Origin of the sequence: Streptomyces sp. NPDC006450 (assembly GCF_040612195.1) — a bacterium.
Lineage (GTDB): Bacteria > Actinomycetota > Actinomycetes > Streptomycetales > Streptomycetaceae > Streptomyces.
The window spans coordinates 84,345-93,563 of sequence record NZ_JBEXPT010000011.1 but is presented as its reverse complement, the minus strand read 5'-3'; the positions used below and the strand labels follow the sequence as shown (position 1 = coordinate 93,563).

Below are 9,219 nucleotides of genomic sequence, written 5' to 3'. Positions count from 1 at the left end.
AGGAAGTACGCGCCGAACGCGCCCGCGATGAACGACACCACCGCCCCGGCACCCCTTCGCGCAGCTGTCGCCGTCGGCCTAGGCCCGCGTCCGCTCCCCGGACCCCGCTCCGACCCGCTCGGGCCGCCTCGGCCGAGGCACGGCCGCCCCGGCCGGCACGGCGTCGCCCCGGGGACCCGAGAGCACGTAGACGAGCCCGAACCCGGCCCCGACGACGAGGGCGCCGCCGACGGCGTCGAGCACCCAGTGGTTGGCGGTCGCGACGATCGCGCACACCGTGATCGTCGGGTGCAGCGCACCCAGCAGCTTCTGCCAGCCCCGCGGCGCGATCATGACGATCACGATCCCGCACCACAACGACCAGCCGAAGTGCAGCGAGGGCATCGCCGCGTACTGGTTGGAGATCGCGGTCATGGCCCCGTAGCTCGGGTTCGCCAGGTCCTGCACCCCGTGCACGGTGTCGACGTAGCCCATGCCCGGCATCAGCCGCGGCGGCGCCAGCGGATACAGCCAGAAACCTATGAGCGCCAGCACGGTGGCCAGCCCGAGGGAGGCCCGCGCCCAGCGGTAGTCCCGGGGCCGGCGCCAGTACAGGACGGCGAGGATCGCCAGCGGGACCACGAAGTGGAAGGAGGTGTAGTAGAAGTTGAAGAACGCCTCCAGCCAGGGCGTGTTCACCACCGCGTGGTTCACGGCGAGCTCGATGTCGATGCCGAGCGCCTTCTCGATCCCGTGGATCTGGCTGCCGTTGCCCTCGGCGAGGGTGCGGCTGGTGGGGGCGGCGGCCCGGATGTGCGAGTAGAGCGAGTACCCGACCCGAATCAGGAGCAGTTCCAGCAGCAGGTTCGGACGCGACAGCACGCGCCGCCAGAACGGCAGCAACGGCACCCGCGCCCACCGCGCGGACGCGGGCCGCCCGTAGGCGGTGGGGACCGGCTCGCGCCAGTGCGGGGAGGAGCGCGGCAGGAACGGCACGGCGCAGGCCGCCGCGAGGGCCGCGAGCAGCAGCACGTTGTCCCGTACGGGGGCCAGCGCGACCAGGTTGGGCAGCAGCACGTCGCTCGGCAGGGTCATGGCGAGGATCACCGCCACCGGCCACACCGGCCGGTCGGCGGCCCGCTTGCCGACCTTGCCGGCGACCGCGAGCAGCACCCACAGCATGTGGTGGCGCCAGCCGGTCGGGGACACGGCGACGGCCACGCAGCCGGTGATCGCGACGGCGAGCAGCAGCTGGCCGTCACGGGCGTAGCGGGCGGCGCGGCGCAGCCCGATCCAGACGATCGGGGCCGCGAGGGCGGCGTAGAGCAGGATCTCACCGGGGCCGGAGAGGCCCAGGCGCAGCAGGGCGCCGTGCACGGACTGGTTGGCGACGCTGCCGGGTGCGCCGCCGAGGCCGGTGCCGGCCAGGTGCTGGACCCAGTACGTCCACGAGTCGCTGGGCAAGGCCGCCCAGGACAGGGCGGTGGCGCCGCCGAAGGTCACGGCGGCGGAGCGTGCGGTGGTCCTGCGTCCGGACAGCCACAGCAGTGGCGCGAAGAGCAGCAGCGCGGGCTGCAGGGCTGCGGCCAGGCCGATCAGGAACCCGGAGGAGCGCTCGCTCGGGACCCGGAACACGGCGAGGAGCACCAGCAGCACCGGCAGGACGGCCGTCTGCCCGGGCAGTGCGGCCTCACGGACGGGCAGCGAGACCATCATCAGCGCGACCAGCACGGGCGCTGCGAGCAGCGCCGTGCGCCGCGGCACGGGATCGGGCAGGGCGCGCGCGGCGACCAGCCCGATGGCGGCCACGAGCAGGAGCGTCATGCAGGTCCAGGCCACCTCCAAGGAGGGCGCGGCAAGGCCGAGGAGCGGCTTGAGGACCAGCCCCGCGAAGGGCGTCCCGGTGAACTGGCCGCTCGTGTAGAGCGAGCCCGGCAGGCTGCCCGGCAGGTGGAAGCCGCTGAGCCACTCGCCCGGTGGCACGCGCAGCACGACCGCGGCCTGCCTGACGGCGAGCAGCATGGCCAGTGCCCACAGCATGAGGCGCGCCGCCCCGAGCCTGCCGTCGCCGCTACCGCCTATGACCCCGGCATGTCCGTTCGCACCACTGTGCTCCGCCGCGTTAGCCACGCCTCGCCGGCCTCCCGCCCTGTTGACCGCAACCCTGACTTCGCCTGGCTGCCGCGTTTCGTACCGCGTTTCCTACCGCGTGCTTCATTTACCCGGACGACGATATCCCCCGCGCGATACCTAGGATGGCGGGCATGAGCATCGTGAAGATCAACGCCCTCACCGTCCCGGACGAACAGCGGGCGGTTCTGGAGCAGCGGTTCGCCTCCCGTGCGGGCTCCGTGGAGAGCTCGGACGGCTTCGAATGGTTCGAACTGCTGCGGCCCGTCGAGGGCACGGACCAGTATCTCGTGTACACGCGGTGGCGTTCCGAGGAGGACTTCCAGGCGTGGATGGACGGGCCCATGAAGGCGGCCCACCAGGGTGGCGGCGCTGCGGGCGGCGCGGGCGGCGAAGGCGGCGGGGAGCGGCCGAAGCCCGCCGCGACCGGGTCGTCGGTGTGGTCGTTCGAGGTCGTGCAGCAGGCGGCGCCGAAGCAGGGCTGAGTGTCGGGAGGGCCCGGAGCCGCGGCGCCGGGCCCTCTTCGTGTGCTCGGGCCCCTCGGGCTTTGTCAGGCTCTCGGGCTCCCTCGGGCTCCCTCGGGCTCCCTCGGGCTCTGTCAGGCCCAGAAGGAGTCGCTCTCCTCGATGTCCTCGGTGCAGACGTCGAGGTCGCTGATCTTTCCGGCGACGATCGTGAAGAAGATCCCTTCGTGGATCTCGATCCCGCGGTCGCCGCGGTCGGCGCGCGTCGTGTGGAAACTCATGACGTGGCCGCGGCCGTCGGCGAGCAGCTTGTCCAGATGCACCTTGAACGTGCCCTTCGTCTCCTCACCGAGCCGGCGATAGAGGTCGAAGACGGCTTCCCGCCCCTTGTGGTGCCCTGAGAGGGGGCCGCTCCCGGGCATGTGCTGGATGACGTCGGCCGTCATCATCGTGCTCAGCTTCTCCATGTCGCCCTGGCCGAAAGCCTCGTAGCCGCGGCGGATCAGGGCACAGTCAGGATGCTCCGACATGACGGTCACGCCCTTCGTGCGAACGGTTTGCCCTTTTTCCTATCATCGGCCCGGCCCTGTGGATATTCCAACGCGGGCGGCCGGGGTCCACTCCACAATGACCTCATGACCAGCGCAGAGACGCCCACCACGACCACGACCACCGCCACCCCGTCCTCGACCTCGGCCACCACTCCGATCGCGGCCTCGGCCTCGGACTCGGCCTCGGCCTCGACGGCGACCTCGGCCACCACCCCGACCTCGGGCGGGGTCTGGCAGGTTGCCGCCGAGCCGTTCACGACCCCGGACGCCACGCTCCTGCGCCGCGCGTACTACGCGGAGGTCGCCGGCCGGTACTGGCGACGGTCCGTCACCGAGGCCGAGATCGACCAGGGTCTCCTGGACTTCCCGGACGACGAGCTCACTGCGCCGACGGGCCGGTTCGTGGTCGGCAGACTCGACGGCCGGCCTCTGGCCTGCGGCGGGATACGTCTCCTGGACCCCGTCACCGCCGAACTCACCCGGGTGTACGTGGACCCGCGCGCCCGCGGTACGGGCGGCGGGGCGGCCCTGCTCCGGGTCCTGGAGGACGCGGGCCGTGCGCTGGGCGCCGAGCGGGTCCGGCTGGACACCCGGTCCGACCTGGTGGAGGCCCGCGCGTTGTACGCGCGCCAGGGGTACGCGGAGATACCCGCGTACAGCTCGGGTCCCTACGCCGAGCACTGGTTCGAGAAGCGCCTGGTCTGACCAGCGGCGCGCGGCTGACGGTCGGGGTTCGGCGGGCGGGGCTCGGGGATGCGGGGTGCGGGGGTGCGCCGGCCCGGGTGGATCACCTGGCTGCGTGGTCCCGGCGGGGCAAGGTCTCGTGCGGCTCCTCGGCTTCGGAACCGCAGAGCTCCGAGTTGATCTCCGCGACCAGCTCGGACAGGTCGGTCGGCCGGTCCGGGCCCCACCAGTCGCCGAGCAGTTCGGCGAGCGAGGCCTCCCGCGCGGCCGACAGCTTCAGCGCGCTCGCGCGCCCCTTGTCCGTCAGGACCAGCGACAGCCCGTCGCGGACGGCCAGCCCGCGTTCCTCGACCTGACGGCTCGCGTCATTGATGGCCCGCAGCGGCACGATGCTCTTCTCCGCCAGCACCGCCGGGTCGACGGTGCCGTACTTCTTGATCCGCAGCAGCATCCAGCTCGCGGCGGGCAGCAGGTCATAGCCGGCCTTCGCGGTGATCTTCTCGTAGACGTGCTTGCGGCCCTGGAGGGTCCCGAGCACCGACAGCGCACGGGCCACCTCCTCACGGGAGGAGCGCTGGACGGGGTTGGAGGCGAGGGTCTCGGTGACATCGGGCGCCGTCACCGAAGCGCGCAGCTTGTCCTCCTTGAGGAACCAGGCCACGACGAAGGCCACCAGCACGACGGGGGCCGCGTAGAGGAAGACGTCGGTGATGGAGGTGGAGTAGGCGTCGAGCACACGCGTTTGCAGGGCGGCGGGGAGGTCCCCGACGGCGCGCGGGTCTGCCTCCAGCTTGCTCACGTCCAGCCCCGGCGGGAGCGGGACCCCCCTGAGCGCACCGGCCAGTTTGTCGTCGAGCCCGTTGGTGAAGACCGTGCCGAAGATGGCGACACCGAAGGAGGCGCCGATGGAGCGGAAGAAGGTGGCACCGGAGGTGGCGACACCGAGGTCGGCGTAGCTGACCGAGTTCTGCACCACGAGGACGAGCACCTGCATGACCAGTCCGAGGCCGGCGCCGAAGACGAAGAAGTAGACGCTCATCTCCCAGGTGGAGCTGGTGCGTTCCAACTGGTGCAGGAGCAGCAGCCCGACGGCGGTCAGGGCCGTGCCCGCGATCGGGAAGACCTTCCAGCGCCCGGTGCGGCTGACGATCTGGCCGGACACGGTGGAGGTGATCAGCAGCCCGAGCACCATCGGCAGCATGTGGACGCCCGACATGGTCGGGGAGACGCCTTGGACGACCTGCAGGAAGGTCGGCAGGTAGACCATCGCGCCGAACATCGCGAAGCCGACGATGAAACTGATCAGCGAGCAGAGGGTGAAGGTGCGGATCCGGAACAGCTTGAGCGGGAGCACCGGCTCCGCGGCCCGCCGCTCGACGGCGACGAAGGCGATCAGCAGGACGAGGCCGAGCACCGCGAGCCCGATGATCTCCGGGGAGCTCCAACCCCAGGTGCCCCCGAGGGAGGCCACGAGCACCAGGCAGGTCGCGACGGAGGCGATGAGGAAGGTGCCGAGGTAGTCGATGGTGTGCTTCTCGGTGCGTACCGGGATGCGCAGGCTCGCGGCGATGACGACGAGTGCGACGAGACCGATGGGGAGGTTGATGTAGAAGACCCAGCGCCACGACAGGTGGTCCACGAAGAGCCCGCCCAGCAGCGGACCCAGCACGCTGGTGGCTCCGAAGACCGCACCGAAGAGCCCCTGGTACTTGCCGCGTTCGCGCGGGGGGACGATGTCTCCGACGATCGCCATCGACAGCACCATCAGCCCGCCGCCGCCCAGTCCCTGCAGTGCGCGGAAGCCGATGAGCTGCGGCATGTTCTGCGCCAGGCCGCACAGGGCGGATCCGATCAGGAAGATCACGATGGCGGACTGGAAGAGCTTCTTGCGCCCGTACTGGTCCCCGAGCTTGCCCCACAGCGGCGTTGCAGCGGTCGAGGCGAGCATGTAGGCCGTGACCACCCACGACAGGTGCGACATCCCGCCGAGATCGCTGACGATCGTCGGCAGGGCCGTCGACACGATCGTCTGGTCGAGCGAGGAGATGAGCAGCCCCAGCAGCAGAGCACCGATGGAGACGAGTACCTCGCGTGAGGCGTGTTCGGCGCTGGGGCCGGATGTCCGCTTCCGCGGGTCGGGCTCCGTGGTCACGTCCTGCACCATGGGCTCCTCCTCGGGCCTGTCGACTCCTCCATCCTGAGCGGTGTGTCCGGTTATGGCCTGTCGGGCGGGTTGGGCGGGTTACCGGGGGTCTGCATAATCGCAGGCAGCGGCCAGGGGAGGGATTCGAGTGAGCACTGAGCAATGTCCGGAATGCAACACGAGGGGAGGGGCCTGCGACTGCGCACCAGGCTTCCAACCCTTGCGCGTCCGCCCCTACGTATCCCTCCCGAACCCCACCCCACCGCCCCCTGACCAGGCGCCCACTGCGCCCCACCCGGGCCAGCCGCCCACCACACCCCCGCCCGCAGCCTGGTCGAACACCACCTCGCCCCACCCCGACCAGGCAGCCACCACGCCCCGCACCACCCCGGGCACCCCGCCGCTTTCCGATGGGTCGGGCGCTACGGCACACCCGGGCCGGAGGCCCGGCCTGCCTCCACACACCGACCCGGCGGGCACCGCACCGCGCCCCGACTTCCCGAATCCCGTGGCACATCCGGACCGATGGCCCGGACCGCCTCCGCACGACGAGCCGACGGGCGCCACAGCGCGCCCCGGTTCCCCGGATCCCGCAGCACACCCGGGGCGGACGCCCGTCCCGCCGCCATACCCCGGCTCGGCGAGCGCCCCGGCGCCCGACCGGGTGAGCACCCCGGCCACCCCTCGGCCGGCCGACACCGCTGGGCCCCACGCCGACCCGGCGGGCGCCGCTGCGGGCCCTGCCTCCCCGGACCCTGCGAGCAAGCCGGGCCGAACGGCCGGCCTGCCGCCGTACCCCGCCCCGGCGATCACCCCTCCGCCCTACACCGACCCGGCGGGCACCCCCAGCACGGCGGGCGCCACCACACGGCCCGGCTCCCCCGATCCCGCTCCGCACCCGGGCCAGATACCCGGCCTGCAGCCATACCCCGGCCCGGCCGACGTCCCAGCACCCTCCATCAGTCCCGTCAGTCCCGTCAGTCCCACCCGCACTGCGCCACTGCCGCCCGGGGCTGAGACGCCCGCGTACGGGACACCCGTAGCCTCCCCGCCCGCAGAAACGATGCAGCTGCGCCCGATCCCCGCGTACGAGCCGTACGCGGCACCCGGGGCCCACAGCGCGTACGGGTCGCCCGAGGCCCCCGCGTGGGACCAGACCGGCCCGGCCCACGGGTACGGGACACCCGGAATGGACGGGGCGGGCGGGGCAGGCGGGGCAGGCGGGCCGCACCCTTCCGGGCCCCCGCGGCGCCGCATACGCGCGCTCCCCCTCACCGCGGCCGCCGCCACCGTGATCGGCGCGGCCGTTCTCGTCCTGCAGGCCTTCTCGGGCTCCGGCACGCCGGAGACCACCCTCCTCGACGCGAAGCCCTCTTCCCCCTTGAGCAGCCTCACCCAGGTCGCCCCGCCGCAGCCCGCCGAGAGCAAGGGCCCGTCCCCGTCCCCCACCCCCAGCCCGTCCCGGTCTGCGTCCCCGTCCGCCTCCCCGCCCCGCTCGCCGTCGCCGTCTCCCACCCCGAGCCGTTCGTCGACCCCGTCGGCCACCCCGTCCCCCACCCCGAGCCGCTCCTCCTCGCCGACCCCGCGGCCCCCCGCGAAGCCGACCCTCCGGTACGGGGACTCGGGCCCCGAGGTGGAGAAGCTCCAACGCCTGCTGGCAGCGCAGGGCATCTACCACGGCAGGTACGACGGCCGGTACGGCGCCCGTACGGAATCGGCGGTCTCGACCTTCCAGGCGTACAACGGCATCGACGAGGACCCGTGGGGCGTCTACGGTCCGGCGACCCGCCGCGCCTTGGAGGGATAGAACACACCGGATCCGGTGGCGAGCACCCCTCCGCGTTTTGTATTGTTCAGGAACAAAGTGGTTCCGTCCTCTCTCCCTGACCGGTGGACGGAACCACTTGTTCTCTTTCCCGTCCCGTCTGGAGCCCCTCCGATGCCGGCCAGCACCACCACCGCCCCCGCCGTCCTGACCGCCAAGGCCCTGCTCCTGGACATGGACGGCACCATCGTCAACTCGGACGCGGTGGTCGAGCGCTGCTGGTACGACTGGGCCGTCGCCCACGGCCTGAATCCCGAGGAAACCCTCAAGGTGGTCCACGGCCGCCAGGGCTACGCCACGATGGCGATCCTCCTCCCGGACCGCCCGATGGAGGAGAACCTCGCCGAGAACGCGGTGATGCTCGCCCGCGAGACCGCCGACATCGAGGGCGTCGTCCCGATCGCCGGCGCTCCCGCGTTCATGGCCGCACTCAGCGCGCTCCCGCACGCCCTGGTCACCTCCGCCGACATGGCCTTGGCCACGGCCCGGATGACGGCCGCCGCCCTGCCGATGCCCGAGGTCCGGATCACCGCGGAATCCGTGAAGGCCAGCAAGCCCGACCCCGAGGGCTTCCTGATGGGCGCCGCCGCCCTCGGCATGGACCCGGCCGACTGCATCGTCTTCGAGGACTCGGCCGCCGGCATCGCCGCGGGCAGGGCCGCGGGCATGCGGGTCATCGGCATCGGCCCCCGCGCCGCCGCCCACGGCCCCACCGCCCACGTCCTCGACCTGAACGCCGTCGCCCTCGCCACCTCCCCCGACGGCTCCATCACCCTCACCCTCCAGACGGCCTGACCGGGACGCCCCGCCTGTCGCCCTACCCCGACCCGCCAGACGGACGACCCGCCCTCAAGGCGGCCCGACCGGCGCAGCCAGGCCGACGGCCCACCCCGGGCGCCCCCGCAGGCGGCCCGACCCGCATACCCAGGCCGATAGCCCATCCCGGGCGGCGCGGCCCGGGCGGCCCACCCCCGGCGGCACGGCCCGGGCGGTCAGACAGACGGCTCGCCCCGGCAAGGCAGGCCCGGGAACGCAACCCGGCTAGCCAGATCCCCGGCAATGCCATGCCCAGGCAGCCATCGCCGGGCCGCCAGATCCGAGCAACCCACCCCGGACAGCTAGGCACGGGCGGCCAACCCGCCCGCCCGACCCGGCTCACCCAGACCTCGACGGTCGTGCGTAGCCGACCCGAGCAACCCACCAAGGCAGGCCACACCGAGTCGGCGGGCGTTCCCACACCCAACCGGCCACCCCCGCCGGCCACCCCCGAACGGCAAGGCTGAGGCTGCCGGGCCCAAGCTGCCAGACCCGCCCCGCCTGACCCGGGCGAGGCCGGACCCAGCCACCCCGCCACACCCCGCCCGCCCTCCCGAACAAGCTGGCCAGGCAGCCGGATCCGGGCAGCCAGGCCAGCGCCCCGAACCGGATGGGCAACCCAGCAGG

7 protein-coding genes are annotated in these 9,219 nt (G+C 72.7%); 4 read left to right on the top strand and 3 right to left on the bottom strand.

The window, feature by feature from the left end; genetic code table 11:
- Positions 1 to 78 precede the first annotated feature (78 nt).
- Positions 79 to 2,109, bottom strand: a complete 2,031-nt coding sequence (locus ABZY57_RS07195; RefSeq protein WP_356508975.1) for a bifunctional glycosyltransferase 87/phosphatase PAP2 family protein — start codon at positions 2,107 to 2,109, stop codon at positions 79 to 81.
- A gap of 134 nt (positions 2,110 to 2,243) precedes the next feature.
- Here ABZY57_RS07195 and ABZY57_RS07190 point away from each other — a divergent pair, with 134 nt between their 5' ends.
- Positions 2,244 to 2,594 (top strand): antibiotic biosynthesis monooxygenase, encoded by a 351-nt coding sequence (locus ABZY57_RS07190; RefSeq protein ID WP_356508973.1) that lies wholly within the window; start codon positions 2,244 to 2,246, stop codon positions 2,592 to 2,594.
- Between the two features lie 113 nt (positions 2,595 to 2,707).
- On the opposite strand, the gene ABZY57_RS07185 is transcribed toward ABZY57_RS07190, so the two are convergent.
- The gene (locus ABZY57_RS07185) at positions 2,708 to 3,103 is read right to left on the bottom strand and encodes a nuclear transport factor 2 family protein (RefSeq protein WP_356508971.1); all 396 of its coding nucleotides are present in this window, start codon (positions 3,101 to 3,103) and stop codon (positions 2,708 to 2,710) included.
- Between the two features lie 297 nt (positions 3,104 to 3,400).
- On the opposite strand from ABZY57_RS07185, the gene ABZY57_RS07180 reads away from it, so the two are divergent.
- The gene (locus ABZY57_RS07180; RefSeq protein ID WP_356508986.1) at positions 3,401 to 3,829 is read left to right on the top strand and encodes a GNAT family N-acetyltransferase; all 429 of its coding nucleotides are present in this window, start codon (positions 3,401 to 3,403) and stop codon (positions 3,827 to 3,829) included.
- 82 nt (positions 3,830 to 3,911) lie between these two features.
- Here ABZY57_RS07180 and ABZY57_RS07175 read toward each other — a convergent pair whose 3' ends face one another.
- A complete protein-coding gene (locus ABZY57_RS07175; RefSeq protein WP_356508970.1) occupies positions 3,912 to 5,972 on the bottom strand; it encodes an MDR family MFS transporter in 2,061 nt (686 codons plus the stop codon).
- A 1,042-nt stretch (positions 5,973 to 7,014) separates the two neighbouring features.
- Between ABZY57_RS07175 and ABZY57_RS07170 the strand changes: the two genes are divergently transcribed.
- Positions 7,015 to 7,758, top strand: coding sequence for a peptidoglycan-binding domain-containing protein (locus ABZY57_RS07170; RefSeq protein ID WP_356508968.1), 744 nt, complete (start codon positions 7,015 to 7,017; stop codon positions 7,756 to 7,758).
- Positions 7,759 to 7,890: 132 nt separating this feature from the next.
- Entirely contained in the window at positions 7,891 to 8,571 is a 681-nt protein-coding gene (locus ABZY57_RS07165) for an HAD-IA family hydrolase (protein ID WP_356508966.1), read from the top strand.
- Positions 8,572 to 9,219 lie beyond the last annotated feature (648 nt).